Annotated in this window: 31 protein-coding genes; 2 read left to right on the plus strand and 29 right to left on the minus strand. The window is 27.7% G+C overall.

Translation table 11 applies throughout. The features are described from left to right. Positions 1-5 precede the first annotated feature (5 nt). From EQF90_RS08190 to EQF90_RS08265, 16 genes are all read right to left on the minus strand, one after another. Positions 6-761: a DeoR/GlpR family DNA-binding transcription regulator gene (locus EQF90_RS08190; RefSeq protein ID WP_134710843.1), complete on the minus strand. Its 756-nt coding sequence runs from the start codon at positions 759-761 to the stop codon at positions 6-8. 137 nt (positions 762-898) lie between these two features. After that, positions 899-1,579, minus strand: coding sequence for a 5'-methylthioadenosine/adenosylhomocysteine nucleosidase (locus EQF90_RS08195; RefSeq protein WP_167554055.1), 681 nt, complete (start codon positions 1,577-1,579; stop codon positions 899-901). A gap of 47 nt (positions 1,580-1,626) precedes the next feature. Beyond that, positions 1,627-2,625, minus strand: a complete 999-nt coding sequence (pta, locus tag EQF90_RS08200; RefSeq protein ID WP_134710841.1) for a phosphate acetyltransferase — start codon at positions 2,623-2,625, stop codon at positions 1,627-1,629. A 16-nt stretch (positions 2,626-2,641) separates the two neighbouring features. Then, positions 2,642-3,283, minus strand: a complete 642-nt coding sequence (locus EQF90_RS08205; protein WP_134710840.1) for a DUF4446 family protein — start codon at positions 3,281-3,283, stop codon at positions 2,642-2,644. 1 nt (position 3,284) lies between these two features. Then, positions 3,285-4,130 carry a ParB/RepB/Spo0J family partition protein gene (locus tag EQF90_RS08210; protein WP_134710839.1) on the minus strand — a complete coding sequence of 282 codons (846 nt, stop codon included), beginning with the start codon at positions 4,128-4,130 and terminating at the stop codon, positions 3,285-3,287. A gap of 6 nt (positions 4,131-4,136) precedes the next feature. Further along, complete coding sequence (locus EQF90_RS08215; RefSeq protein ID WP_134710838.1) at positions 4,137-4,892, minus strand: ParA family protein; 756 nt, start codon at positions 4,890-4,892, stop codon at positions 4,137-4,139. A 241-nt stretch (positions 4,893-5,133) separates the two neighbouring features. After that, the gene (gene rsmG, locus EQF90_RS08220; protein ID WP_134710837.1) at positions 5,134-5,838 is read right to left on the minus strand and encodes a 16S rRNA (guanine(527)-N(7))-methyltransferase RsmG; all 705 of its coding nucleotides are present in this window, start codon (positions 5,836-5,838) and stop codon (positions 5,134-5,136) included. Continuing rightward, the gene (mnmG, locus tag EQF90_RS08225) at positions 5,828-7,732 is read right to left on the minus strand and encodes a tRNA uridine-5-carboxymethylaminomethyl(34) synthesis enzyme MnmG (RefSeq protein ID WP_134710836.1); all 1,905 of its coding nucleotides are present in this window, start codon (positions 7,730-7,732) and stop codon (positions 5,828-5,830) included. The genes rsmG and mnmG overlap by 11 nt, the downstream gene beginning before the upstream one ends. A gap of 41 nt (positions 7,733-7,773) precedes the next feature. Further along, positions 7,774-9,153 (minus strand): tRNA uridine-5-carboxymethylaminomethyl(34) synthesis GTPase MnmE, encoded by a 1,380-nt coding sequence (mnmE, locus tag EQF90_RS08230; RefSeq protein ID WP_134710835.1) that lies wholly within the window; start codon positions 9,151-9,153, stop codon positions 7,774-7,776. Positions 9,154-9,232: 79 nt separating this feature from the next. Beyond that, complete coding sequence (gene jag / locus EQF90_RS08235; protein WP_134710834.1) at positions 9,233-10,306, minus strand: RNA-binding cell elongation regulator Jag/EloR; 1,074 nt, start codon at positions 10,304-10,306, stop codon at positions 9,233-9,235. Between the two features lie 4 nt (positions 10,307-10,310). Continuing rightward, the gene (locus EQF90_RS08240) at positions 10,311-11,009 is read right to left on the minus strand and encodes a YidC/Oxa1 family membrane protein insertase (protein WP_134710833.1); all 699 of its coding nucleotides are present in this window, start codon (positions 11,007-11,009) and stop codon (positions 10,311-10,313) included. 8 nt (positions 11,010-11,017) lie between these two features. After that, on the minus strand, positions 11,018-11,230 hold the full coding sequence (gene yidD / locus EQF90_RS08245) for a membrane protein insertion efficiency factor YidD (protein ID WP_134710832.1): 213 nt from the start codon (positions 11,228-11,230) through the stop codon (positions 11,018-11,020). Position 11,231: 1 nt separating this feature from the next. Beyond that, positions 11,232-11,564: a ribonuclease P protein component gene (rnpA, locus tag EQF90_RS08250; protein WP_134710831.1), complete on the minus strand. Its 333-nt coding sequence runs from the start codon at positions 11,562-11,564 to the stop codon at positions 11,232-11,234. 24 nt (positions 11,565-11,588) lie between these two features. Then, positions 11,589-11,723, minus strand: a complete 135-nt coding sequence (gene rpmH / locus EQF90_RS08255) for a 50S ribosomal protein L34 (RefSeq protein ID WP_134710830.1) — start codon at positions 11,721-11,723, stop codon at positions 11,589-11,591. Between the two features lie 341 nt (positions 11,724-12,064). Continuing rightward, complete coding sequence (locus EQF90_RS08260; protein ID WP_134710829.1) at positions 12,065-12,259, minus strand: hypothetical protein; 195 nt, start codon at positions 12,257-12,259, stop codon at positions 12,065-12,067. A gap of 3 nt (positions 12,260-12,262) precedes the next feature. Next, entirely contained in the window at positions 12,263-12,736 is a 474-nt protein-coding gene (locus EQF90_RS08265; protein ID WP_134710828.1) for a hypothetical protein, read from the minus strand. Positions 12,737-13,223: 487 nt separating this feature from the next. Between EQF90_RS08265 and EQF90_RS08270 the strand changes: the two genes are divergently transcribed. Beyond that, positions 13,224-13,964, plus strand: coding sequence for a biotin--[acetyl-CoA-carboxylase] ligase (locus EQF90_RS08270; protein WP_134710827.1), 741 nt, complete (start codon positions 13,224-13,226; stop codon positions 13,962-13,964). Between the two features lie 55 nt (positions 13,965-14,019). Here EQF90_RS08270 and EQF90_RS08275 read toward each other — a convergent pair whose 3' ends face one another. The 10 genes from EQF90_RS08275 to citD all read right to left on the minus strand — a co-directional run bounded on the left by EQF90_RS08275 (position 14,020) and on the right by citD (position 22,524). Continuing rightward, complete coding sequence (locus EQF90_RS08275; protein WP_134710826.1) at positions 14,020-14,574, minus strand: biotin transporter BioY; 555 nt, start codon at positions 14,572-14,574, stop codon at positions 14,020-14,022. 41 nt (positions 14,575-14,615) lie between these two features. Then, entirely contained in the window at positions 14,616-15,746 is a 1,131-nt protein-coding gene (locus EQF90_RS08280; RefSeq protein WP_134710825.1) for a sodium ion-translocating decarboxylase subunit beta, read from the minus strand. A gap of 10 nt (positions 15,747-15,756) precedes the next feature. Then, positions 15,757-16,107 (minus strand): biotin/lipoyl-containing protein, encoded by a 351-nt coding sequence (locus EQF90_RS08285; RefSeq protein WP_134710824.1) that lies wholly within the window; start codon positions 16,105-16,107, stop codon positions 15,757-15,759. Between the two features lie 8 nt (positions 16,108-16,115). Next, entirely contained in the window at positions 16,116-16,433 is a 318-nt protein-coding gene (locus tag EQF90_RS08290) for a hypothetical protein (protein ID WP_134710823.1), read from the minus strand. A gap of 14 nt (positions 16,434-16,447) precedes the next feature. After that, positions 16,448-17,833, minus strand: coding sequence for an oxaloacetate decarboxylase subunit alpha (locus tag EQF90_RS08295; protein WP_134710822.1), 1,386 nt, complete (start codon positions 17,831-17,833; stop codon positions 16,448-16,450). Positions 17,834-17,947: 114 nt separating this feature from the next. Continuing rightward, positions 17,948-19,240 (minus strand): 2-hydroxycarboxylate transporter family protein, encoded by a 1,293-nt coding sequence (locus EQF90_RS08300; protein ID WP_134710821.1) that lies wholly within the window; start codon positions 19,238-19,240, stop codon positions 17,948-17,950. 43 nt (positions 19,241-19,283) lie between these two features. Next, positions 19,284-19,814, minus strand: coding sequence for a citrate lyase holo-[acyl-carrier protein] synthase (gene citX, locus EQF90_RS08305; RefSeq protein ID WP_134710820.1), 531 nt, complete (start codon positions 19,812-19,814; stop codon positions 19,284-19,286). Further along, positions 19,804-21,339 carry a citrate lyase subunit alpha gene (gene citF, locus EQF90_RS08310; protein ID WP_134710819.1) on the minus strand — a complete coding sequence of 512 codons (1,536 nt, stop codon included), beginning with the start codon at positions 21,337-21,339 and terminating at the stop codon, positions 19,804-19,806. Before citF ends, citX begins: the two co-directional genes overlap by 11 nt. Position 21,340: 1 nt before the next feature. Next, positions 21,341-22,228 (minus strand): citrate (pro-3S)-lyase subunit beta, encoded by an 888-nt coding sequence (gene citE / locus EQF90_RS08315; RefSeq protein ID WP_134710818.1) that lies wholly within the window; start codon positions 22,226-22,228, stop codon positions 21,341-21,343. After that, positions 22,216-22,524, minus strand: a complete 309-nt coding sequence (citD, locus tag EQF90_RS08320) for a citrate lyase acyl carrier protein (RefSeq protein ID WP_134710817.1) — start codon at positions 22,522-22,524, stop codon at positions 22,216-22,218. Before citD ends, citE begins: the two co-directional genes overlap by 13 nt. A gap of 225 nt (positions 22,525-22,749) precedes the next feature. Between citD and citC the strand changes: the two genes are divergently transcribed. Then, positions 22,750-23,805 (plus strand): [citrate (pro-3S)-lyase] ligase, encoded by a 1,056-nt coding sequence (gene citC / locus EQF90_RS08325; RefSeq protein ID WP_134710816.1) that lies wholly within the window; start codon positions 22,750-22,752, stop codon positions 23,803-23,805. A 196-nt stretch (positions 23,806-24,001) separates the two neighbouring features. Here the strand turns inward: citC and citG are convergent, their stop codons facing one another. From citG to EQF90_RS08340, 3 genes are all read right to left on the minus strand, one after another. Then, a complete protein-coding gene (gene citG, locus EQF90_RS08330; RefSeq protein WP_167604018.1) occupies positions 24,002-24,868 on the minus strand; it encodes a triphosphoribosyl-dephospho-CoA synthase CitG in 867 nt (288 codons plus the stop codon). Next, positions 24,861-25,556, minus strand: coding sequence for a GntR family transcriptional regulator (locus EQF90_RS08335; RefSeq protein WP_134710814.1), 696 nt, complete (start codon positions 25,554-25,556; stop codon positions 24,861-24,863). Before EQF90_RS08335 ends, citG begins: the two co-directional genes overlap by 8 nt. A 277-nt stretch (positions 25,557-25,833) precedes the next feature. Further along, positions 25,834-26,691 carry a staphylokinase domain-containing protein gene (locus EQF90_RS08340; protein ID WP_134710813.1) on the minus strand — a complete coding sequence of 286 codons (858 nt, stop codon included), beginning with the start codon at positions 26,689-26,691 and terminating at the stop codon, positions 25,834-25,836.

Here is a 26,691-nt window from a genome sequence, read left to right on the forward strand (position 1 = left end):
TATAACTAATTAATCACTTCTGTAAATAAAGATAAGCTTTTTATTTTATCATTATCTTTTTCGTTTGTAATAACCGCAGTAGTATCACTCAATTTAAAAAAAGTTACAAAATCTTCCCTATCAATTTTAGACGAATCTATTAATAAATATTTTTCAACCGAATTATTTAATGCTAGCGTTTGAGTAAAAGCTTCTTCATAATTTGATGCCATTACATCATTTTCTTTTACAGCATTAGCTCCGAAAAATGATTTTGTAAATCTCATAGTATTTAATATCGTATAAGTTATTTCTCCTACAAAAGCCTCTGTTAAACGTCTTTTTTCTCCTCCTAATAGAAAAACTTGAAATAACTCAGTCTTCTTTTCAAGTAATATATTAAAAACCGGAAGACAATTTGTAATTATTCTTATTTTTTTATTTTTAATTTCTTTGGCTAAAAGTTCAACAGTTGTCCCAGGGCCTAAATATATTGTGTCTCCATCTTGTATAAGATTAGAGGCTTTTTTTGCTATATATAGTTTTTCAGCCATATTATACATATGCTTTTCGTCATGAGATATTTCTAAATATTTATAAGAATTATTAGTCCTTGCGCCCCCATGTATTTTTGTTAAAACACCTTGCTTTTCCAATTCAGCAAGATCCCTTCTTACAGTCATATCTGTTACACCTAACAATTCAACAATATCCGAAACTCTTACGCTTCCCTTTTTATTAACAAGAGTCGTGATTGCTTCTTGTCTTTTAGATTTGTTCATTTTAACTCCTTAAAATTACATAATGTTAAACTAAATTAATAATATATTTCATTATATAATAAAATGTTTTATTTATAAACATTTTATTAAAGCGTTTATATTTGATAACATTTACATTGTTATAAATGTGATGATATTTATTTCAAAAATTCTTCAAGCATATCAGCAGATCTCTTACTTGTAATTTCAACATTTTTCATAAAATCAATATTACTATTATCATGATGAACAATATCTGAAAGTGATCTAATTATTATAAATGGAATATTAAACTTATCACAAGTATACCCTATTGCAGCAGCTTCCATTTCGCATGCAATCGCAGTTGGAAATTTTTCTTTTAATTCCAAAACCTTAACTTCTTCTCCTACAAAAACATCTCCACTTATTATATCTCCAAAATATATATTAGAATCAACTTTATTTTTTAAAAATGATTCTTTTACTTTATTTCTAAGTAATTCATCAGATTTTGTTGTAATTCCAATTCCGGATTTTCCATCAATATATGAAGTATCAAAATCATGCTGTATTACATTTTCGGAAATTACAATATCCAAGGTATTTTGTTCTTTTAACATTCCTCCTGCCGTTCCAATATTTACTATGTAATCAGGATGATATGTCATTATCATTAAAGTTGTAATAATACTTGCATTTACTTTACCAACTCCACTTTTAGTAAGAATAACATCTTGATTATTAATTTTACCAAAATAAAAATCAACCCCTTGAATATTTTCTTCTTTTATATTTAACATCTTATCTTTAATTGCTTCTACTTCTTTTGGCATTGCTCCAATTATTCCACACAACATAAATTTCTCCTTATAAAAAAGCCTGATCTTTAGACCAGGCATAATAATTATTGTAATGATTGAGCTGCTGTAACGATTGATGTTAAGTAAACATCTTCTGAATTACATCCTCTAGATAAGTCATTAACCGGCTTTTTCAATCCTTGTAAAATTGGTCCTACCGCTGTATACCCCCCAAGTCTTTGAGCGATTTTATATCCAATATTTCCTGCTTCTAATGTTGGAAATATAAATGTATTTGCATACCCTGCTACATTTGATGAAGGGAATTTTAAGTCTGCTACTGTTGATGAAACAGCTGCATCAAATTGCATTTCTCCATCTATCGGCACATCTAAACCTTGCTCTTCAACTATTTGTTTTGCAATTTTAGCTGCTTCAGCTACCTTTTGTGATTCAGGTGTTACGGCTGAACCATTTGTTGAAAATGATAATAATGCAACTTTTGGATCAATACCAAAAACTTTAGCTGTTTGTGATGATATAACTGCTATTTCTCCTAGTTGTTGTGCATCTAATGTTGTATTAATAGCTATATCAGCAAATAAATATTTTTCTCCTTGTTTTCCAAGCATTACCATTGCCCCCGATGTTCTTGAAACCCCTGGTTTAGTTTTGATTATTTGTAATGCCGGTCTTACAGTATCTCCAGTTGTATGAATAGCACCCGAAACCATACCATCAGCTTCACCTAATTGAACCATCATAGTCCCAAAATAATTTACATCTTTTAACATTTGTTCGGCTTGCTCTTTTGTATTTTTTCCATTTCTTAATTCAATAAAAGCCTCTACATATTCATCAAATTTAGGATCATTTTCCGGATCCCTAATTTCAATTTCTTCAATTTCAGCTCCTAAAGACAATTTATTTGCTTCTTTTATAATTTGTTCTTTGTTTCCTAAAAGAATGGGAAATAAAACTTTTTCTCTTTTTAATTTTACAGCTGCCTTTAATATTCTTCCATCTTCCCCTTCAGGTAAAACAATTTTAATATTTTTTCCTTCTATTGATTTTTTTAAACTTTCAATAAGTGATAAATTCATAGATTTTCTCCTTTTCTTATTTTCCTAACAACATATTTAACGCATCGAATTCATCCGCTGAACATTCCGCATCAGGATTTCCATTTTTAATATATTTAGAATATGTATATGAACTCTCTCTACCGTTAATTGACGTTATCATTATACCATTATTAAACTGGTCAAGCAAAATGAACGTAAATGATAATTTACCAGTTTGATTTTCAAAAGCATCATATTTATGCAAAATATGTTTTTGCATTGAAAATGATAATTTTTCATTCAAGTACTTAATTTGTTTGCTATACTCCTCGTTTAAATTGTCTCTAAATTCTATATATTCATTTTGCAATTGTTCAATTTCCCTATTTTGTTTTTCAGATAAATCCTGTGTTAATTTTTTTATATCTGAATACATTGAATTTGTATTTTCTTCAAAATCATTTTTAATATCATCATAAAAACTTGCTATTTCTTCATTTTTAGCAGAAATATCTCCTATTTCATCATTATGTCTTAATAATATTTCTTCAATATTAAGCTCACCTCTCCCTCGTAAAAGCTTATCATATCTAAATCTAATCCTGTCAATTTTATTTCCTAAACTTATTATCTTTAATGCTGAAATACAAACTATAACCATCATAATAAATATTATAAATAATAAAAATTTATCCATTTCATTCTCCTAAACCATATCGTTCCAAAAATTCCTCAATTTGTTCATCATTTGCAAATTCAATACTAACCTTCCATTTATTGTACGATTTTTTCACATCAACTTTTGCACCTAATGATTCCTTTAATCTATCTTCTATATCTTTTATAAACACATCTTTTTTAATTATCTTTTTTTCTTTTTTAGAAGATTTTTTTTCAATTTCATTTACTGTAATTTCTTTTTTTATAAGCATTTCTAAATATTTTTTTCTTTCAAAAATATCTTTAATCCCTAGTAGAGCTCTACCTTGTGAAGAAGTTATATTACCCTTTTCAAGTTCTGAAATGGTAAAATCATCAAGTGATAATAATCTAACAATGTTTGCTATATATGTTCTTGACTTTCCTATAATATTACTTAGTTCTTCTTGAGTTAAATTATGAATCTTCATAATATTTTCATATGCCTGAGCTTCCTCATATGGATTTAAATCTTCTCTTTGAATATTTTCTATCATGGAAATCATATCTTTATCTTTATCATTTAATTCTCTAATTATTGCTGGTACTGTTTCCAAGCCTGCAATTTTAGCCGCTCTATATCTTCTTTCACCTGCAACGATTTTATATTTTTCGTCATTTTTTATTAAAACTAAAGGTTGTAATATACCATATAATTTTATGGATTTTGATAAACTATTAATAGTTTCATCATCAAAATTTTTTCTTGGATTATTATCACTTGCTTCAATTTTATCAATTTTTATTTGTTGAATCTTTTCAAAATCGGAGTCTTTATTTTCTAAAATTTCCTTTTCAGGAATTAAGGCTCCAAGTCCTTTTCCTAATCCTTTTCTTCTAACCATAAACACCTACTTATTTTGTTTTATTAATTCATTCGCTAATTTTATATATGATTTAGCACCCTTTGATGATTTATCATAGTCTATAATTGATAAACCATGTGATGGTGCTTCTGCAAGTCTAATATTTCTAGGAATAATCGTTTTAAATACTTTATCCTTAAAATATTTCTTAACTTCTTCAACAACATCCAAAGATAAATTATTTCTACCATCAAACATTGATATTACTACACCTTCTATTTCTAGATCACTATTTAAGCTACTTTTAATCAAGTCCAATGTTTGCATTAACTGAGATACACCTTCCAAAGCATAATATTCACTTTGAATCGGGATAATTACAGAATCACTTGATACTAACGCATTTATACTTAGTAGTCCTAATGATGGTGGACAATCTATAAGTACAAAATCATAATTTTCTTTATTATTTTCTAAATAACCATACAGCAATTTTTCTCTATTATTTATATTAACAGCTTCTATTTCAAATCCTGATAAATCCGAATTTGAAGGTATTATTTTAACATTTTCAGAACTGGTATCTAATGGAACAAACTTATATTCATCAATTAAAACATCATAAATACTATATGATAAATCAGATTTATTTATTCCTAATCCAGAACTACTATTTCCTTGCGGGTCAAGATCTACAACTAAAACTTTTTTCTTTTTCTTTCCAAGTGCTGAAGCCAAGTTAACAACTGTAGTTGTCTTTCCAACACCACCTTTTTGATTAAAAATCGATATTACTTTCATAAACACCTCGTTTTTAATTATATCACAATTAACACATATATTAAATTGATAATTTAAAATGTTTCATATGAAACATTTTAAATATTACTTTTATTAATTTGTTTCATATGAAACATTTTAAATTATTTGGTTTTATATTATTTTTTGTTTTGTTTCATATGAAACATTCTGAATTATATTTTTTACAATTTAGTAAAAATTAGATATAAATAAATGCCGTGTAAATTAACACGACATACTATTAATTAATTGGTTTGGATTTTGGCTTTCCTCCGGATCTTGGAAATCTATATGGAGTAGATTTTATTTTTTTTATAAGAATTAAACTTCTTTTTCCTAAATTATTAGGCAATTCATATTCTATAACTCTATCTAACATCCCTCCTAATAGTTTTATTGCTGATTTAGAATTTTTTAACTCTTCTTTGTAGTTTGGTCCTTTCATAGCTATAAAATATCCTCCTACTTTGACAAAGGGCAGACAATATTCTAATAAAGTTTGCATAGGAGCGACAGCTCTAGATGTTGCAATATCAAATGATTCTCTGATTCCTTCTTTTCTAGCTAATTCCTCAGCACGACCGTGTAGGGGAACGACATTATCTAAATTCAATTTTTCAACAACAACATCTAAAAAATTAATTCTTTTCTTTAGACTATCTAATAAAACAAATTTTAATGTGTCATTGTATATTTTAAGTGGAATTCCGGGAAAACCACCACCTGTACCTATATCTATAATATTTTGATTTTTTTCAATAATACCGGATTTTGTAATTAACAAGGAATCTAAAAAGTGCTTAATATAAACTTCTTCAGTTTCAACAATTTTTGTTATATCAATTTTATAATTCCATTCCTCTAATAATTTATAAAATTCATCAAATTTTTGTTCTTGTATTTCAGTTAAATTATATCCGTAATCTGTAAAAAATTTATTTTTCATTATTGTTTTTCCTTTTTTGTACTTCTAGATAAATTAATATTACATTAATATCTGCCGGTGTTACTCCAGGCATTCTAGATGCTTGTCCAACTGAGTCCGGTCTAATAATATTCAGTTTTTCAGCGGCTTCCTTTTTCAGACCATCAATTTTAGTATAATCTTCAATAAAATCTAGTTTTTTATTTTCCATTTTCTTAAATTGATCTATTTGCATATTTTGCTTTCTAATATATCCTTCATATTTTATCTGAGTTTGAACCTCTAAGACATATGGCTTCTTTATTTGCGTTCTAAGCGGATCTAACACTTCTAATAACTCATAGCTTAACTCCGGTCTTTTTATAAGCTCATAAAGCGATACAGCGGTCTTTATTTCTTGGGTGTCTAATTTTTTTAAAATTTCATTTGTTTCTGACGTAGGTGTTAAAATTACATTTTTAAGTCTTTCTACTTCTTTTTCAATAGTTTCCTTCTTTTCAATCATTAATTGATATCTTTCTTCTGAAACTAATCCTAAGTCATAACCTTTTTGTGTTAATCTTAAATCCGCATTATCCTGTCTTAGTGTTAATCTATATTCTGCTCTAGATGTCATCATTCTATATGGCTCTCTTTGACTTTTAGTAACTAAATCATCAATTAATACTCCAATATATGCTTCTGATCTATCCAATACAAATGGTTCTTTTCCATCAATTGATAAAACCGCATTAATTCCCGCTATTAAGCCTTGTGCTGCAGCTTCTTCATATCCTGATGTTCCATTTATTTGTCCTGCAAAAAATAAATTTTTTATATGAACACATTCTAAGTTAGACTTTAATGTTGTAGCATCTAAACAGTCATATTCTATACCATGAGCTGGTCTCATAAATTCAACCTTTTCTAAACCAACTATCGTTTTATAAAATTCTTGTTGCACTTCAACTGGAAGTGTTGAAGAAGCTCCTTGAACATACATTTCACTTGTTGATCTTCCTTCCGGTTCAATAAATATTATATGCTGATCTTTATCTGAAAATCTTACTACTTTGTCTTCTATAGATGGACAATATCTTGGTCCAATTCCTTCTATTACTCCAGCATACATAGGGGATCTATACAATTCTCTTTTAATTATTTCATGTGTTTCAAGTGTTGTATGAGTTTGATAACATAATTCTTGTTTATATTTAAAATCTTTATCAACATTCATAAATGAAAATGGTACCGGATTTTCATCTCCATATTGTGGAATCATCTTACTGAAATCTAATGATCTCTTATGAACTCTAGCTGGAGTTCCTGTCTTAAATCTTCTTAATTCAAAACCTAATTTTTCTAAATTTTTGGATAGGTGAGTGGCAGGCTTCATACCATGTGGCCCTGAGGAATATTGTAATTCTCCCATTAATATAAGTCCATTTAAATAAGTCCCCGTACATGCAACTACTGCTTTAGACTTATAAATAGCACCAGTCACAGATTTAACTCCTATAACTTTTCCATCTTCAACTAATATATCATCTATTTCTGTTTCTACCAATCTCAAATTTGGTTCTGCTTCTAAAACTTTCTTCATTTCTTCATGATATACTCTCTTATCAGCTTGTACTCTCAAAGAATGAATAGCCGGACCTTTAGATGTATTTAACATTTTTGATTGAATTGAAGCCTTATCAATATTTAGTGCCATTTCTCCGCCTAAAGCATCAATTTCTCTAACTAAGTGGCCTTTACCTGTTCCTCCAATATTTGGATTACACGGCAAGTCAGCTACTGATTCTAAGCTTATAGTTGCCATTATTGTCTTTTTCCCTAATCTAGAACTTGCAAGAGCAGCTTCAATCCCTGAGTGTCCAGCTCCAATAACAACAACATCAACTTCATCAGCTATATAATTTTTAATTTCCATTTTGTCTCCCTCAATAATAATAGTTATTTAATTAACAATATCTATTTTCCAATACAAAAATCCTTAAATATCTTATCTAAGATATCTTCTTCGATTGTTTCTCCTGTAATTTCTCCCATTTGAGAAAATGCATTTCTAAAATCAATTTCTACAGCATCTAGTGGAATACCTTTTTTTACATCATTTACAGCTGAAATAATATTATCTCTAGCTTTAACAAGTAAATCCCTATGTCTTATATTGGTAATTAAAACTGTATTATCTACTTTAATTTCTCCATCAAAAAACATATCCAATATTGAATCTTCTAGTTCTTTGATTCCTTTTTCTTCAATAATTGACATATCTATAATAGTAGAATTGCCAAAATTATTTTCAATAAGCTTTTTATCAGCTTTAATCTCTAAATCCTGTTTATTCAACAATATTATTGATTTCTTATTATTCAACAACTCTAAAATCTTTTCATCTTCATTATCTAATAGTCTAGACATATCAAAAATCGCAATAACCAAATCTGCTGAATTAGCAATTTGTATACTTTTTTCAACACCTATTGATTCTACCAAATCATCTGTATCTCTGATTCCTGCTGTATCAATTATATTTATTGACACTCCTCCCAGATTCAATGATTCTTCTATTGTATCTCTTGTAGTCCCTGCAACATCGGTAACAATAGCTCTATTTTCTTTTAATAAGGCATTTAATAATGAAGATTTTCCTACATTCGGCTTTCCTATAATGGCTGTTTTTATACCGTCTTTTAATATTCTTCCTTGATTGGAGGAATTAATCAACTCGTTTAAATCTTTAAGAATATTTTCTGATTTTTCATATAATGGGTCTAAAGGTAAATCATCTTCGTAATCTTCCATAAAATTTATAGAAAATTCTACTCTTGCCATTAAGTCTAACATTTTAGTTTTTATCTCTTTAACTTTAGATGCTACACTTCCTTTTAATTGGAGTAGGGAAGCTTCATATGCCTTGTCCGTTTTCGCATCTATCAAATCTATTACAGCTTCGGCTTGTGATAAGTCTAAACGACCATTTAAAAAAGCTCTTTTAGTAAATTCTCCTCTGTCAGCCATATATGCACCATTTTTTAATAATAAATCCAATATTTTTTTTACAGCAATATGGCCACCATGGCAATATATTTCAACTATATCCTCTCTTGTATAAGTATGTGGTCCCTTCATAAATGCTAATAAAACTTCATCTATCATATTTTCGTTATTATCAAAAATATATCCATAATTTAATTTTCTATTTTGAAAATCTTTGACTGTTTGCTTATTAGGTTTTCTAAATATTTTTTTAGCTATATCAAATGACTCTTCTCCTGACATACGTACAATACCAATTCCAGCTTCACCTGTAGCTGTTGATATAGCAGCTATTGTCTTTTCTGCCATAAATTTTCTCCTTTATAAAATAAAAAGCTCCAAAGAAATGTATTAAACATATCAATAGGAGCCATCTTGCTATTAAGGATTATCCTTTATATTTCACAACTACTTTTCTATTTGGGAATTTTCCTGTTGACACAGTTTCTATTTCCTTGTAGTTTTGTAAAGAATAATGTACTATTCTTCTTTCATATGAATTCATAGGTTTTAATGCAATAGATTTTTTAGTTTTCAATACCTTAAATGCTACTCTTTGAGCATTATTTTCTATAGTTTTTTTTCTTCTATTTCTATAATCACCAACATTTAATGTAACTCTATAAAACTTAGTTGTATTATTATTTGTTAATAATGATAATACATATTGAATTGCATTTAATGTTTCACCCTTACTTCCAATAACTATCCCTGTGTCATTTTCAGAAATATCATTTAGATTTAGGTTAATAATATTATCTCTACTTGTTTCGTAAGAAACTTTAGTTTCAATATGCATTTTAACTAAAATATCTTCTAAATTTTTCTTTACTTTTTCAGCGACAGTTTGCAAATCATCATTATCAGTAATTATTGAAACCTTACCTGAAAACTCTAAATCTTTAGTATTTTTTATAGCTGATTCATCTGAAGTATATACTGCAAATTCTACATCTTTATTTTCGTCTTCCATAAATCCTAAATCTGCACCTTCTTCATATAAATCATCCTCTGAACCATAATCTTCATCTTCTGATGATTCATCTAATTCACCATAGGAAGATTTTTTATTTAATTCAACATTTGAAGATTCCTCAACTATTTCTACTTTTTCAGAAGATTGAACTACTTCAACAACTTCAGCTTCTTCATCTTCTTCCAACTGATTAAACCTATCTTCAAAATCACCATCTTCTTCATCCTCATCATTTGAATCATATTCAATTTCATTTTTCACAAATGAATCTTCTTCATCAGATAACAAATCTTTAATATCAATAGTATTTTTTGCTTTTTCTTTTATTTTAACTATCGCATCATTTCCACCGAAAATACCAAATAAACCCTTACTTGGTTCTTCTAAAATTTCATATTCTACATCTTCTTTAGATAAACCTAATTCTTTAATACCTAAATCAATAGCTTCTTCAATAGTTTTAGCTGATTTAATTATTGATTTCATACTATTATCCTCTTGCTTTAATTTTTCCTATTAATAAACCTGCACCTCTAATAATTATTTCTATAAAGTTACCTACAGTCCAATATAATACCAATCCTGCTGGCAATGTTCTAAATATAAAGAAAAACATTACTGGCATGATATACATCATTGTTTGCATGCTATTCATTTGTGCATTTCCTGCTCCCATATTATTTCTATTGAAATATTGGAATCCTAACTGTGATACAGAATTAATTAATGGTAGTAAATATCCTGTCGGATCAGCTAATGCTAAATCCGGTATCCAAAAGAACACTCTACTTATTTTGTCATAATTATGTATATATGTCTTTGGATTTTGAATAACTTTATACAATGCAAAAATAATTACCATTTGAATTATGAAAGTTAGACAACTTCCTCCGCATCCTTGCATCATATTATTTTCTTTTTGAAATTCCATCATTTTCTTTTGATAGATTTGTTGATCATATCCATATTTTTGTTTTATTTTATCAAGCTCAGGCTGCATTTTTCTTTGTTTTTCTGCATTTCTAGCTGATTGAATAGTCATTGGAATTGTAATAACTTTATAAAATAATCCCATAACTATTAATGCGTATGCATAATTTGATATATGTGCACTTCCTAGCCCTAATGATTCTACTGTTTCATATACGAATTTAAATAATTGTCCTAACAAATCATTTAAAAAATTCATAAATCCTCCTATTTAACAGGATCATAACCACCTTTACTAAAAGGGTTACATCTTAAAATTCTCCAAACAGTCATTGCTGTTGCCTTAAAGAAATTATATTTGGTATACGCATCAATTGCATATTGTGAACACGTGGGAGTATATTTACACTTATTACTTCCTAAAACAGGTGATATATATTTTCTATAAAGTTTTATTAAAATCATCATAAATTTATTCATATTAGCCTCTCTTTGCAATTTTTATTACATGTTTAAGAGAATTTTCCAATTCTGAATATGTTTTATCAATAGTGTGGTATTTAGGTGCAATTATATAATCTTTCCCATTTTCAAAATTTGAAAGATTTAATCTTATTATTTCTTTTAATTTTCTACGCACCGAATTTCTTTTATTTGCTTTCCCGTATTTTTTAGTAATTGTAAATCCAAATCTAGGATACTCATATGAATTATTTGATACTAATATCTTAAAATCTTTATTGTAAAATCTCTTTGACCTATTATACAATCTCTTAAATTCTAAATTATTTTTAATCCTAAATTTTTCTTCCATAAATATTTTCCCGTGTAAATTCAATTATGCTGATAATTGTTTTCTACCTTTACGTCTTCTAGCTGCTAAAACTCTTCTTCCTGTTGGAGTAGACATTCTTGATCTAAATCCGTGTTTTTTTGCTCTACTTCTTCTGTTTGGTTGATAAGTTCTCTTCATAATAATCCTCCTAATATTTTGTAAACTTATTTAATCTTTTACAATTTTACATAATTATCTGTTGTAAAATGCTAACTTTTATTATATTGATTTTATTGGAAATTGTCAAGTATATTAGCTGCTTTTAAGGGTATTGTTTGAAAGTGATTTCATGATTGAAATATATTTTAATTATTTAAAATACATTACATTAAAGATATAAAAAAGATTGATATATTTTATTGAAAATATTTAAATTTAAAATAGAATTAGAAATCTTAACTTCTAATTCTCAAATACCTAAAATTGTAATGTAAATATATTATATATTTATAACATTTATTAATTTAAACTATTTCTTTTTATTTTTTTTCTCTATCTCTTATAACCTGTATTAAACTTGCAAATACCAATACAAAAAAATATGGTAATAAATCATATAATGAAGTTTTAATTTCTCCAGTCATAACATCATAAATATAAACACCAGCTAAGAAGCTTACAACTGATATATAAATGTATTTAATAAATCTTAAACTTAAACTTTTAATATCCATAATTTAATCCCAAGCCACCTTATCAATAGTATGAACTACATCAATTAGACGAGTTCTATCACTATTTTCATAAGCGTAGATATACCTTTCTTTTTTCATTGATTCATTTTCACTATCTATTATATATCTATATTTTTCTGTAAAATAAACATCTTCTATTCCTTTTGTGTAAATGTGTATACCCAATGATGTAACAAGTCCTGCTGCTAGCCCTAAAGTAGAAGCTAATAACGAAATAATTAAAGCCTTTTCGCTAAAAATATCTTTCTTTGTATAATAACGATATTGCCAATTCCATGTTGTAACACTTCGATATAATTTATTAAATGATGAAATATTATCATTTTTATTATTAAATTCATGTATTAATTTGTCATATTTATAAACAAAAATGTTTTCATCAAAACTCTTAATAGTATAAATAGAATTAGATTCTTTATTTTTATAAATTTCATATTTATTAGTTTCTTCTGTCATTTTAGAAACGATAACATAAGAATCTCAATTATCTTCAACTATTGTTCTTTCAGTACTATTATATGTGTTTAAATTATTTGCAAATACTGTTGGTGAAATAATATTTACAATAAATATAAAGCTCATTATAACACTAATTATTTTTTTTATTTTCTGGCGAAATTAAATTTCTACTCTTGTATAGCTCATTTATCTCCAATAATATAATAACAAAAATATTTACTTTTTTAAATGATTTCGATATCATTTTTTTTATATTATTTTCCTACAAATTTTAACTAATTTATATAATACAAAGTTTATTCTTAAATTTACGAATATATAACATTATTTCTATAATTTATATTCTTGTGTAATTTATGATATACGAATTCATTATAAAATTATATATATTTTATAACAAATTATATGATATTATTTATATATATTTATTTTTCAATTAAATCTATATATAGTTTATATATAATAACATCAAGGAATATAAAAAATGGATAGAATAGATAATGAAATAATAGTATTTGAAACAATTGATTCAACAAACGATCAGCTAAAAAGATATTTGATTGAAAATAGTAACTACAAAATCGTTATTGCCAAAGAACAAACTAAAGGTAGGGGACAAAAAGATAATAAATTTATATCTCCTCCTGGAGGTTTATATATTAGTATAGCTATAAAACCAAAATACGATATTGAGAAACTTAAATATTTGAGTATAAGGACTGCTTTAGAAATAAAAAATATTTTAGATAAACTCTATAATAAAAATATTAAATTAAAATGGCTTAATGATATAATTTTAGATGAAAAAAAATTAGGTGGTATTCTTATAGAAAATATTTTTTCAAAAGATAATAAATTAGAATATAGCGTAATAGGAATTGGTTTAAACTTATTAAATAATATTAAACTAAATGAAGAATTGAATGATAATTATATAAGTCTTTCTTTAACAAATTATGAAAACGAGTCAAAAAAGATAATAAATGAAATTATTCCTTCTATTAAATCTTTAGAAAACGACTTTAGTATTTCTAATATAACTAATAACTATAATGAATGCTTATATTTAAAAAATACTAATATAACCTTAGTTTCAAATAAGGAAACATATTTTGGTAAACTTTTATCCATAAATGAAGACTTATCATTAAACCTTTTGTTAAATGAAAATATAAAGTCTTTTTCTTATAATTTATATAAAATTAAAGATCCTTACAAAAAATAGGTAGCTGTTGCAAAATAATTTTTTAGTTATTTTGCAACAGCTCTTTTCTAATTTTTTATTTAATTCTAAATCTCTCAATATGATTTCTAGATATAATATTAGCCGCAACTATACACTTTAATAAATCTCCAGGTATAAAAACTAACATGCCTACCCTTAATATTTTTGAAAGGCTCATTGCCTTTCCTAAATATATGTTTAAAATATAAGACATATATGGTATTCCAAATAAATAAATAATTAAAACGGATGTAATAAAAATTATTAAAGATTTTAAAAAATTAATATTTTTAACTTTTTCAAACATAATGCTTATATATAAAGCGGAAAATATCATTCCTATTAAAAAACCAAAACTTGGCATATATATACTTGATAATCCACCTCTAAATCCTGAAAATATAGGTAATCCCATTAACCCCATAAATACATAAACTATACTTGCAAGATATGCTTTTTTCCCTAAAAAAAATCCGGATAACATTACAAATAATGTTTGTAATGTTATTGATACCGGGCCAACCGGTATACTCATAAATGCTCCTATTGCTATTAAAGCAACAAATAAGGCAACTGTAACCATAATTTTAGTATTATTATTTTTCAACATATTAACTCTCTTTCAAAATTTTAAACTTTTTACCAAATATATTAAGCAAACATTGCCAATAAAACTCCGGCAACAACTGCTGAACCTATAACTCCAGCAACATTTGGCCCCATTGCATGCATTAATAAAAAGTTTGAAGGATTTTCTAATTGTCCTTCCTTGTGAACAACTCTAGCTGCCATTGGTACCGCTGATACACCTGCTGCTCCAATCATTGGATTTATTTTACCTCCGGATAGACGATACATTAATTTGCCTAGCAATACTCCTGAAGCTGTTCCTATTGAAAAAGCTACTAAGCCTAAGCCTATTATTAAAATAGTTGATGGAGATAAGAAAATTTCTCCTTTAGCTGTAGCCCCAACTGAAACACCTAATAAAATAGTAATGATATACATCATAGAATTAGATAAAGCTGTAGTTAATAATGGTACTATTTTAATTTCTCTTAATAAATTACCTAACATTAACATTCCAACTAAAGTAGTTGCACTTGGAACTATAAGACTCACCAATATAGTAACTACAATTGGAAAAACAATTTTTTCTGTTTGTGAAACTTTACGTTGCTCTTTCATAACTACCTGACGCTCTTTTTTAGTTGTAAGAATTCTAATGATTGGTGGTTGAATAACCGGAACTAATGCCATATAAGAATATGCAGCAATAGCAATTGCAGATAATAAATGAGGTGCTAAACGTGTAGTTGTAAAAATCGCAGTCGGACCATCAGCTCCTCCTATTATTCCGATAGATGCTGCTTCTTCTGGTGTCATACCGAAAAGAATAGCTATAAAGAAGGCTGAAAATATACCTAGTTGTGCTGCCCCACCTAACAATAAAGTTTTTGGATTAGCGATTAACGGACCAAAATCGGTAGAAATCCCTAAACATAAAAATATTAAAGGTGGATAAATTCCTAATTTTGTACCTTGATATAAATAATAAATTAATCCTGCAGGATCACTACCTGTTGCTTTTGACATAACTCCAGATAAAGGTAAATTGGCAAGCAACATTCCAAAAGCAATTGGCACCATTAAATATGGTTCATATTGTTTTTTTATACCTAAATACAGAAATGAGCAAGCTAATACAATCATAATAAAATTTTGAATTGTCATAGCTGCAAATCCTGAACTAGATATCAATTCTCCTATAATTTTTAACAAAGTACCCCTCCTAAATTATAATTAATTCTTGATTTGATTCTACTTCTTGAGATTCATTTACCAATATTGATTTTACTATACCATCTTGTGGAGCTGTTATCTCTGTTTCCATTTTCATTGCCCCTAAAATAAATAATGTATCTCCCGATTTAACTGTTTGATTTTCTTTAACTTTTATAGAAACTATAACTCCACCCATAGGGGATTTTACTGTGAAACCGTCAGAGTTATTACTTTTATTTACTTTTTTAGAAGTATTCTCTTCTAAATTGTTTGTTATAGAAACTTTTTCATTATCTTTAAGTTCTCTTAAACTAACCTCATAAATTTCACCATTTACTGTAACTTCATATCTTTTCATTTTACACCTCATCCCTTATATTTTTTTACAGATTTTATTTCAAATTTTCTATCCGGCTTATCTTCACTGGCATATGCTAATGCCACTAAAGCTGCTATTTTAGCTTTAGCATCTTCTTCAAATATTTCATTTAATGTCTTTTCTTTTTTTATATTTAAATGTAATTTTTCGATTTTTTCATTATTTTTTTCGATAGCCTTGTTTGAAAAACTGTTTATTATGATTCCTATTATATTAATAGATACCATTATAGACATTAAAACTATTCCAACAATAACAATAGCTGAGATTGTCAAATTTAATACTTCTAAAAATGAATAATGCACGTATGACCCCTTTCTTAAAAATATGCTTTTATTTTTATTATATCTGGTTTAGGATTATAATAATTATTTAAGAAATTTTTCCCTACTTCCGGAAATAATGCATATATCAAAGTATCTTCATCATTTTTTGATAATTCTCCAATTTCATTATTTAACTTTGTAAATTCATTTTCTAAATCATCTGCAGGTCTATGACTTATAATATCTTCTTCTCCCACTAAACTTTTTCTAAACGATTCTTCTACTGGAACAGGAAATTTCCCATATTTACCTTTTAAATAATCCTTAACTTCTTTAGAAACCATCTTGTATCTTTCACCGGTAACTATATTCATAGTAGCTTGAGTCCCTACCATTTGACTTAATGGTGTAACAAGTGGGGGATACCCAAAATCTTTACGTACTTTTGGAACTTCCGCTAAAACTTCTTCATACTTTGATTCAAGTCCTAACCCTTTTAATTGTGAATACATGTTAGAAAGCATACCACCAGGTACCTGATAAATAAGTGCTCTGGGATCCGGCATCAGCATTTTTGGATCTATTAGCCCTTCTCTTATATATTTATCTCGTAATTTTCTAAAATATTCGGCTACTTCTCCTAACTTTTCTTTATTAAGTCCTGTTAAATAACCGGATTCTTCAAAGCTAATCATCATTGCTTCTGTTGCTGGTTGACTTGTGCCTTCACTTAAAGGTGAAATTGCTGTATCAACACGATCAGCTCCAGCTTCTACAACTTTACTTAAGGTTATTTGAGATAGTCCACTAGTTGCATGAGTATGAACTACTATAGGTAATTTAATTTCTTTTTTTAACGCTTTTACTAAATTATATCCTTCTTCAGGCGTTAATACCCCTGCCATATCTTTTACACAAATACTGTCTGCTCCCATATTTTGAATTTCCTTTGATAATTCAACATAATATTCAATAGTATGAACAGGGCTGGTGGTGTATGCAATAGCTATTTGAGCTTCTTTACCATATTTTTGAACTACCTCCATAGATTTCTTAAGATTTCTAATATCATTTAGTGCATCAAAAATCCTAAAAATATCTATTCCATTAATAGCCGCTCTTTCTATAAACTTCTCTACTACATCATCAGCATAATGACGATATCCAAGTAAATTTTGTCCTCGTAACAACATTTGTAGTGGTGTATTAGGTACTAATTTCTTAATCTTTCTTAATCTTTCCCATGGATTTTCATTTAAATACCTTATACATGCATCAAATGTTGCACCACCCCAACATTCCAAGGATGCATATCCTACTTGATCCAAAACCGGTAATATAGGCTCCATGTCAGAAAATGGCATACGTGTCGCCATTAAACTTTGATGAGCATCTCTCAAAACCGTTTCAGTAACTTTAACTGAATTTTTTTTATCCATTTTTTACTCCTTTAATTCCTTTAATAATAAAAAGTGTCAGTGTTCAAATTAAAGCACCGACACTCTATCTTATCAATTGTAACGCTTCAATATTATATTATTTAAGATTATTAATTAAAAGAATAACCCAAACATTATTGAGGCAATAACTAATACCATTCCTCCACCTAGACGTGAAGATAATTGAGCATAAGAAATCAATCCCATACGATCAGCAGCTCCTAATACTGCAATATCACCGGAGCCTCCACGATTTGCCATACATAAGCCAGCAGTTACAGCTGTATCTATTGGGTAGAATCCAACTAATTTTCCTACTATAGCTGAACCAAATATAGCACCTATTACTATAGCTAAAGCAATTACAACATTAGCTAAAGTTATAGCAGATATTAATTCATTTAATTTTGTTGATATACCTACCCCTACCATAATTACTAATACTAAATTCTTTGTAAAGAATGATTGCACATCTTTTGCTGCAACTCTAAGTTTATCAGGTATAACTCCCATAACATTCGCTAAAGCTACTAATACTATCATAAAAGCAAATTGATGAATTGGAACTGATGGTAAAATATATCCATCCCACAATTTAGATAATATTTTGCCTCCTTGGTAAAATGCCAAACCTAATAAAACTGCTCCAGCATATTCTTTAATACCTATCTTGAATTTTTCCTCTTCAACTACAATTTCTTTATCGCTTTTAATTAAACTGTTTTTATCCCCTGTCAAACTTGTCTTTTTATTACCTATAGAGTTTAATACCCCTCCGGCTATAATAGCAAATATATTTGCTATTGTTAAAATCGCAATAGCAAAACTATAATAATTTGCTGCAGCATCGCCGGTTACACGCTCATATATTTGAGATAACGGTACCGCTCCGGCTCCGTTTCCTCCACCCATAACAGGTAATACATATTTAATAACAATATCAACAGGAGTTATATTAAATATTAATCCGACTAATATTCCCAATACTGCTGCTCCTACTAATCCTCCTAAAATAGCAGGTATATACCCAGCAAATGATTTAATCATTAATTTACGATTTAATCCCAAAATGGAACCTGTAATTAATGCTATAATAAATAAATTCAACAATCCCATAGGTTTACTATTAACAGAATCAATCAATTTCACATAATCTTTAGGTATTATATTAAATTGAACTAATAATGCTGTCCCTAAAAATGCTAAAACTAATCCTCCTCCTACATATTTATTCCAAATAGGGATACGTTCTCCTATTTCGTTAAAAATAGTTCCTATAACAAACATAATTGCTAGTCCACCAGCAAGGTCCTTAGATAAAACGCCCAAATACATAGCAGCTATAATAACTAATGCAATAAGTCCAAACGTTGGTATATCAAGACCAAATAATTTTATTTTTTTCATATTTTACCTTCTTTATTATTTTTTTTATATTTTTTATACAATTTTATGAATTTATTAATTTAGAAATTTTTTCTTGCATTTCTTCAACTGTGTGCTTTCTAGATCTTCCACATTTTTTAGCATTTTCTTCACAAATTATACATTTTCTGGATGGCAAATTAAAATCTTTCCTACTAACCACATTTACCATCTCATTTTTCAAAAATAACACATCTAAATCTAAAATTCTTCTTTTTTTATTTGATTCTTCAAATTCTATTAATTTCTTTTTTAGTACCAGAGGATCAATTTTTAATATTATATATGCTTCATTTCCTGTAGATTTATTTAAAATAACCTTTTGAATAATTATATTTTTAAATAAGTCTAATATAATATTTACCTCTGTATTGAAAAAATTTACTAAAAATTTAGAATTTTTAATTTCACCGGGTATATTTAATGTTATTGATAATAAGCTGTATTCTGGATACTGTGTCATCAATTCATATTGGAATTTTTGTCTTTTTTCTCTAGCATCAAGAATTTCTCCAAGCGAAACAGGTATACCATCAAATACTTTATTAATCGACATTTTTTACCGTATCAATAATAGTTCCGTCTCTATATTCAACTAAAGCAACTGTTTTTTCTCCATATTTAATTGCCTTTGGCTTTCCAACTATACTATAAGCCTTTTCCTTTAATTCTTCAATTGTATATATCGGAACACTAATATCCTTTAGACTTTCTATAAGATCTTTTCTATTTGGATTAATTGCTATTCCTATTTCTGTAACAATAACATCAACAGAAGAACCCGGTGTAATTATAGTATTAACCTCGTCAACTATTGTAGGTATTCTTCCTCTTATTAACGGACTTATTACCAATGACATCTTCGATGCAAATGCTGTATCGGAGTGTCCTCCAGAAGCACCTCTTATTACACCGTCTGAACCGGTCAATACATTTACGTTAAATTTAGTATCAACTTCCAATGCAGATAAAATACACACATCCAGCATATTTACAACAGCTCCTTTATTAAAAGGGGAAGCATATAAATCAGCATCTATTTCATAATGATTAAAATTTCTACCCATTGATTCTCCTGAATAAGAATCAAAATCCTGAACATCTAATATTTTTGCAACTAAGCCTTCTTCCAATAATTCAACCATTGCATTAGTAATTCCACCTAAAACAAATGATGCTTTTACACTATCCTTTATCATAGATTCACGTAAAAATCTCGTTACTGCTAATGAAGCTCCGCCTGTCCCTGTTTGGAAAGAAAATCCATCTTTGTAATATTGAGACTTTGTAATTACTTTAGCCGCATATTCTGCAATTAATAATTCTTTCGGATTTTTAGTATAACGTGTAGCACCTTTAGCGATACCCTTAGGATCGCCTATTTTATCAACGACAACCACATAGTCAACATAATGTTGTGGAATACTTATTGGAGTGTTCGGATAATTTACCAAAGTATCTGTTATTACTACAACTTTATCTGCGTATCTTGCATCTACCTTTGCATAGCCTAATGAACCGCATGGTGCCTTACCTACAGTACCATTTACATTACCATATTCATCTGAGCTTGGTGCTCCTAAAAAAGCAACATCAATATGTATATCTCCTGAAACAATAGCTCTTGCTCTACCACCATGAGATCTAATAACTACGGGATTTTCCATGATACCAGATGATATAGCAGCACCCAATTTATCACGCAAACCGGAAGACGTTATATTTGTTACAACTCCATTTTTTATATGCTCAATTAAAGGTTCATGTACATTTGCTATTGAAGAAGGTGCTATTGAAATATTTTTTATCCCCAAATTTGCAATTTCTTCCATAACCATGTTTAATATATAATCTCCTTCACGGAAATGATGATGAAAAGATATTGTCATTCCATCCTTTAGACCTGTTTTTTTAATAGCATCTCTAATAGAATCTACTAATTTTGTTTTACCTGGAATAACGGGATTTATTTGGCGATTAGATTCAATAAATGGTCTAATATTTTCAGTTTCTCCTTCATATATGCCATTTTTATTTACATAATCATTAGAAATATTTCTACCTAATTTATTCATTACCATATTAATAATCCCCCTCTTTTATGATTCCAGCTGCTTTTGCTAAAGATAAAACTCTATACGCACGTTCAACTATAGGTTTGTCAACCATTTTGCCATTAACCGAAATAACTCCTGAACCTTTAGCCTCAGCTTCTCGTATACCATTAATAACATCAATAGCATTATCAATTTCTTTTTCAGTCGGAGTATAAACTTGGTTAACTAAAGGAATTTGTCTTGGATTTATAACTGATTTTCCATCAAAACCTAATTGTTTGATTAATGATACTTCTTTCAAGAACCCTTCTGTATTTTCAACATTAGAATAAACCGTATCGATTGCAGCAATTCCTTCTGCACGAGCAGCATGTAAAATCATACTACGAGCAAAAAATAATTCCTGACCGTCAGGATATCTTCTTGTTTTCATATTTGTAACATAATCTTCAGCACCCAAAGCTATGCCTATCAATCTTTTACTTGCTCTAGCTATATCTCTGGCGTTTAGGACTCCTTCTGCTGATTCAATTGCAGCCATCATTTTAGTAGTTCCTACTTCAATGTTATTTTCTTCTTCAACTTTTCTTATTACTTCTTCAACATCTATAATATCTTGGGCTCTTTCTGTTTTAGGTAAACGAATTACGTCAACCCCACCAAGCACTGCTGCTTCAATATCAAGATCCCCACCTGCTTCTAGAGAATTAATTCTCACTACTGTCTCTACACTTGAGTAATCAAATGTTTTTAATGCAAAATGTACTAATACTCTAGCAGAATCTTTTTCTTTTAATGATACGGAATCTTCTAAGTCAAACATTATAGAATCTGCACCATAAAGAGCAGCATCTCTTAGCATAGCAACATTTGAGCCCGGAAGAAACATCATAGTTCTTCTTAAACGTTCCATGTATCTATCTCCTTCCAATTATATTTTTTTACATCTAGTGCACGATTTACAGCTGTGATAGTTCTTGCTTGGATGGTGCAATCTAAAGCACCTTTATCTATTGCATCTACTGTAACTGATTTAATTCCAAGATTATCCAAAGTTTTTTTTATAAGTTCTCTTATTTGAACTCCATATTGTTTTTCAACACTTGAATCCAAATTAATAACTATCTTTTTTTCTTCATTTGGAGATACTGTAATCATAATATCACTGGATTCAACAGTACCTGCCACTGCGGTTTTTGTAATTTCCATATTATCACCTCTCTTACATTTTACAATTACCAACTCAACGTCATTATAAGCTAAAATTAATTTAATAAAAAGGATTTCTTGGTTTTTTATTGTATTTTTTTATTAAAATTTAAATATTTTCTGACAGCGTATTAAAATATTTAAAACTAAATTTTACAATCCCATATATATAATGTAAAATGTCTAATAAATCAATATATTATTAATATCAATCGGAGAATTAAAATGGATTATAATGATTACTATATTAAAATAATAAATAAATCGAATAAAAGAAAATATGAAAAAGTTATTCAACTTTTAGAAAAAGAAAACATTAGATTAGATAAGAATCTAGACTATACTTGTGGTATTTTTGATAATGATGATAAATTAATAGCTACGGGATCCTGCTATAAAAACACTTTACGATGTCTTGCTGTTGATAAATTTTATCAAGGTATGGGATTTATAAACAAATTAATTTCTCAATTAATTAATGAACAATATTCACGAGGAAATTATCACATTTTTATTTATACAAAATCTCATTTTCGTGATATATTTGTTGATTTAGGTTTTTTTGAAATAGAATATATTAAAAATCAAATTGTTTTTTTAGAAAATAAAAAAAATGGATTTAATAATTTTTTAAAAAGCTTGGAAACTTCAGATTTAAATAAAAATCAATCAATAGCTTCCTTAGTTATGAATTGCAATCCTTTCACTATTGGACATCAATATTTAATTGAAAAAGCTTCAAAAGAAAATGATATAGTTCATCTATTTATTGTTGAAGAAGATGCTAGTGTTTTTCCTTATAAGATAAGAAAAATGTTAATAGAAAAAGGTATATCTCATCTTTCTAATATTATAATTCACAGCACAGGTCCATATTTAATTAGTTCTTCTACTTTTCCAAGTTACTTTCAAAAAGATTCTAGAGAAGCGATTTCAAGTCAAGCTAATCTTGATAGTCATATTTTTAAAAAAATCGCAAATCATCTAAAAATAAATAAACGATATGTTGGAACAGAACCCCTTAGTTGCACTACAAAAGAATATAACAAAAGCTTAAATAATATTCTTAATAGTGCTGGAATTGAAGTTATAGAAGTTCCTAGAATTGAAAATAATGAAGATTTTATTTCTGCTTCAAAAGTAAGAGAACTCTTGCGAAATAATTATATAGAAAAAATAAAAGAATTTGTACCTAAAACTACCTATGACTTTTTAATTTCAAAACAGGGCAAAGAAATCATATCAAAAATACAACAGTTACAAAATGTTATACATCATTAATTATTATTTAAAAATCATGGTCTGTTGCAAAATAACTAAAAAAATCATTTTATAGCACTCCCATGATTTTTTAAATAACTTAAACTTAGACACCCTGTAATTTACAGATGGAATTGCAATTTTTGACATTTCTTTCTAATTGTGGTTAACTGCAAAAAAAAGTCAAAAATCATCGAAAATTTATCGATTTATTTTTCTATAAAGACAAAAGACTTAAATCATTTAAAAATATACTTATACATAACAAATCTGCCGCCCCTCCCGGACTTAAATTTCTTTCTATCAACACTTTATTATACTTATTCAATAATATTCTTATATCTTCTCCTTTAAGAATTTTTTCATACAATTTTTCAGCTTCTAATTTAACTTTTCTCCATTCTCCAATACCACCTCTATGAATCAAATTTCCATCTTCTACTTTTGTCATCAATAATATTAAAACTTCTAAAAATATTTTTTCGTGATCATATTCTTCATTTTTTCTTTTTTGTATATAAGGCAATATTTTATCCAATATAAAAGCATATCCACCGGCAGCTTCACCTCTAGGTCCTAATATTCCATATTTAACATACAATTTTTCTCCATAACTTTTAGCGTTTGACTCATTAATATCTGAAAAATCTTTTTCTATCAAATTCTTAGACATATTTTTTACTATTTGAAAAACCACATCAAAATCTATATATTTTGAATTATGATTTAATTTTAAATAATAACCAATAGCTCCTAAGATTAAGGCAAATGCAAAATTTAATCCTTTATGAGTATTTACATTATCAGTTGCCTCAAACATACTTTTTTCAGCTAATACTCCCTCTTTACGTAATTTATCAAATAAATTATTTATATCTTGTGAATTATTCTCATACCCTATTTTTAAATAATTTTCAAAATGATTTTGAAGTGAAAATGCACTATTGATAAAATGATAAATGTTCATATCACTATGTGATCCATTATCAAATCTGTCAACTAATCCGGGTTTAGGAGAAATTACAACTTCATATAAAATTGATCTTGTTGCCAGTGAAGCTATTTTTTTTAACTTTTTATTCAATGTGGTTTTTCTCCATTTCCGAAATAACAAATTCTTGAGAATGCTGTAGATGTTCATGAGTTATTAATGTAATCTGATTTATATCTCTATTTTTCATTCCTCTGTAAATCATAGAATGTTCAAAAATTGCTTCTTTTCTTCTTTGATCAGATAAAAGAGAAATTTCTCTAAAATATTTAAAATAAGTCTTAAATTGATTAACTATAGCCGTTAATCTTTTCATATCACTTTTTCTATAAATAAAATCATTGAATTTCTTAAAATTTTTAATAACTTTATCTATTTCTTCTAATTCATCATAATAATAGGCTTCATCTATTATTTTTTTCATCTCATCAAAATCTTCCTCTGTCATTTTTTCCATTGCCTTTATGGATGCCAGTGTATCTAACCATTTACGTATTTCATATATTTCATGAGCATCTTTGATACTTATTCCTTTTACAATTATACCTATTTTAGGCACCCTTGTGACTAAATTCTCACTTGTAAGTTGATTCATAGCATATCTGATTGGAGTTCTTGATAAATTCAACAATTCTGAACACTCATTTTCATTAATACGAGTTCCAGCCGGAATAAATCCTAAAACTATACTTTTTCTAAAGGCTTCATAAACAGATTCTTTTAAAGTTTTTGAAGAATTGAAATCTAAATTTTCTTTTACAATACTAATTACTTTCTTCATTTGTCTCTCCTAATTAAATAATAAATAAAATATCATTCAAAAAATTTAATCCATTATCATATATACTATATATTAATAAATACATATTTTCAATTTTTTCCGGAAATTTAACACTTAAAAATAAAAAAAATTAAAGATGACAAAAATAAACAACCAATTCTTAAACCGTCAGAAAAGAAAAACTTAAAAGATTTTTTTATAATTTTTTTTATTAAAATACCCTTTTTGCTGATAATTCAGCAAAAAGGGTAAGTATGTAAAATATTAAAATTTAAAATTATTTCTCCATAAAATCTACATAGTATACTTGATAAATTTCATCAATACTTGTAAATTCTTCTTCAAAGCCTGATTTAGAATTTGTTTTTATAATTCTATTTCTAGGAGCTATTGTATAGCTAAAATCTCCAACTTCAGAAAAATATTTTTGAAAATCACCGTTACTATTGTGAGTTATTATTGTTTCAACTTCACCCCTTATTTGCAGCTTTGGATATTTTTTAGCTAAAATTTCTTCGGCTAAATTTCTAAGTTGTTGTGAATTTATTTTTTGACCTATTGATATTGGTACAGATTCAAGTTGAATAGTTTCTAAAGGTCTTCCAATAAAATTACCCAATCTAGCAAACTTAACTTTATAATTTATTTGTGCAAAATTAGCAGGATTTTTTAATTCAGGTTCTTTTTTTTCTCTTAAAATTACATGTCCATTCAATTGGTATTTTCTGATATCGCCTTTTAATCTAACTGTACCTTCATCATCACCTACAGAAAACAAAAGTTCTCCATTATTATACAACTTAGCATCAGATGCAAAATCTAAAAGTTCATATTTATAATCTAATTGTAATTCTGTCATTTGATGTCTAATTGAATCTAATAATTCTTTTTTTGTAACTTTATCAAAGGGGTCAGATAATATATGAGTTGTCCCCCTAATTAATATTTTTTGTCCGGTACTTTCTACAATACCATCAACATTTATAGACACTGTAGCTTTTCTTTTTTCAACATCATCATAATAATATCTTGATAAATCGGAATCCGTAAAAGTAACTATAGCTTCTGCTTTTGATGTGTAAACAGAAGATAAAAGTGTTACAATAAGTGCTAATATATAAATCTTTTTTTTCAA

This window comes from Helcococcus ovis, assembly GCF_004524775.2.
Classification (GTDB): domain Bacteria; phylum Bacillota; class Clostridia; order Tissierellales; family Peptoniphilaceae; genus Helcococcus; species Helcococcus ovis.

Excerpts from the sequence above, each read along its gene's own strand:
- EQF90_RS08260 (WP_134710829.1), bottom strand. The coding sequence starts at position 12,259 with ATGGATATTAAAAGTTTAAGTTTAAGATTTATTAAATACATTTATATA.
- EQF90_RS08190 (WP_134710843.1), bottom strand. The coding sequence starts at position 761 with ATGAACAAATCTAAAAGACAAGAAGCAATCACGACTCTTGTTAATAAA.
- citF (WP_134710819.1), bottom strand. The coding sequence starts at position 21,339 with ATGGTAATGAATAAATTAGGTAGAAATATTTCTAATGATTATGTAAAT.
- EQF90_RS08275 (WP_134710826.1), bottom strand. The coding sequence starts at position 14,574 with ATGTTGAAAAATAATAATACTAAAATTATGGTTACAGTTGCCTTATTT.
- EQF90_RS08195 (WP_167554055.1), bottom strand. The coding sequence starts at position 1,579 with ATGTTGTGTGGAATAATTGGAGCAATGCCAAAAGAAGTAGAAGCAATT.
- EQF90_RS08205 (WP_134710840.1), bottom strand. The coding sequence starts at position 3,283 with ATGGATAAATTTTTATTATTTATAATATTTATTATGATGGTTATAGTT.
- rpmH (WP_134710830.1), bottom strand. The coding sequence starts at position 11,723 with ATGAAGAGAACTTATCAACCAAACAGAAGAAGTAGAGCAAAAAAACAC.
- yidD (WP_134710832.1), bottom strand. The coding sequence starts at position 11,230 with ATGAATAAATTTATGATGATTTTAATAAAACTTTATAGAAAATATATA.
- EQF90_RS08240 (WP_134710833.1), bottom strand. The coding sequence starts at position 11,009 with ATGAATTTTTTAAATGATTTGTTAGGACAATTATTTAAATTCGTATAT.
- citC (WP_134710816.1), top strand. The coding sequence starts at position 22,750 with ATGGATTATAATGATTACTATATTAAAATAATAAATAAATCGAATAAA.
- citD (WP_134710817.1), bottom strand. The coding sequence starts at position 22,524 with ATGGAAATTACAAAAACCGCAGTGGCAGGTACTGTTGAATCCAGTGAT.
- citX (WP_134710820.1), bottom strand. The coding sequence starts at position 19,814 with ATGTCGATTAATAAAGTATTTGATGGTATACCTGTTTCGCTTGGAGAA.
- EQF90_RS08295 (WP_134710822.1), bottom strand. The coding sequence starts at position 17,833 with ATGGATAAAAAAAATTCAGTTAAAGTTACTGAAACGGTTTTGAGAGAT.
- EQF90_RS08335 (WP_134710814.1), bottom strand. The coding sequence starts at position 25,556 with ATGAAGAAAGTAATTAGTATTGTAAAAGAAAATTTAGATTTCAATTCT.
- pta (WP_134710841.1), bottom strand. The coding sequence starts at position 2,625 with ATGAATTTATCACTTATTGAAAGTTTAAAAAAATCAATAGAAGGAAAA.
- rnpA (WP_134710831.1), bottom strand. The coding sequence starts at position 11,564 with ATGGAAGAAAAATTTAGGATTAAAAATAATTTAGAATTTAAGAGATTG.
- EQF90_RS08210 (WP_134710839.1), bottom strand. The coding sequence starts at position 4,130 with ATGGTTAGAAGAAAAGGATTAGGAAAAGGACTTGGAGCCTTAATTCCT.
- EQF90_RS08285 (WP_134710824.1), bottom strand. The coding sequence starts at position 16,107 with ATGAAAAGATATGAAGTTACAGTAAATGGTGAAATTTATGAGGTTAGT.
- EQF90_RS08300 (WP_134710821.1), bottom strand. The coding sequence starts at position 19,240 with ATGAAAAAAATAAAATTATTTGGTCTTGATATACCAACGTTTGGACTT.
- citE (WP_134710818.1), bottom strand. The coding sequence starts at position 22,228 with ATGGAACGTTTAAGAAGAACTATGATGTTTCTTCCGGGCTCAAATGTT.
- mnmG (WP_134710836.1), bottom strand. The coding sequence starts at position 7,732 with ATGGAAATTAAAAATTATATAGCTGATGAAGTTGATGTTGTTGTTATT.
- mnmE (WP_134710835.1), bottom strand. The coding sequence starts at position 9,153 with ATGGCAGAAAAGACAATAGCTGCTATATCAACAGCTACAGGTGAAGCT.
- jag (WP_134710834.1), bottom strand. The coding sequence starts at position 10,306 with ATGAAATCAATAATTAAATCAGCTAAAACTATTGAAGAAGCTATTGAT.
- EQF90_RS08215 (WP_134710838.1), bottom strand. The coding sequence starts at position 4,892 with ATGAAAGTAATATCGATTTTTAATCAAAAAGGTGGTGTTGGAAAGACA.
- EQF90_RS08270 (WP_134710827.1), top strand. The coding sequence starts at position 13,224 with ATGGATAGAATAGATAATGAAATAATAGTATTTGAAACAATTGATTCA.
- rsmG (WP_134710837.1), bottom strand. The coding sequence starts at position 5,838 with ATGAAAAATAAATTTTTTACAGATTACGGATATAATTTAACTGAAATA.
- EQF90_RS08265 (WP_134710828.1), bottom strand. The coding sequence starts at position 12,736 with ATGACAGAAGAAACTAATAAATATGAAATTTATAAAAATAAAGAATCT.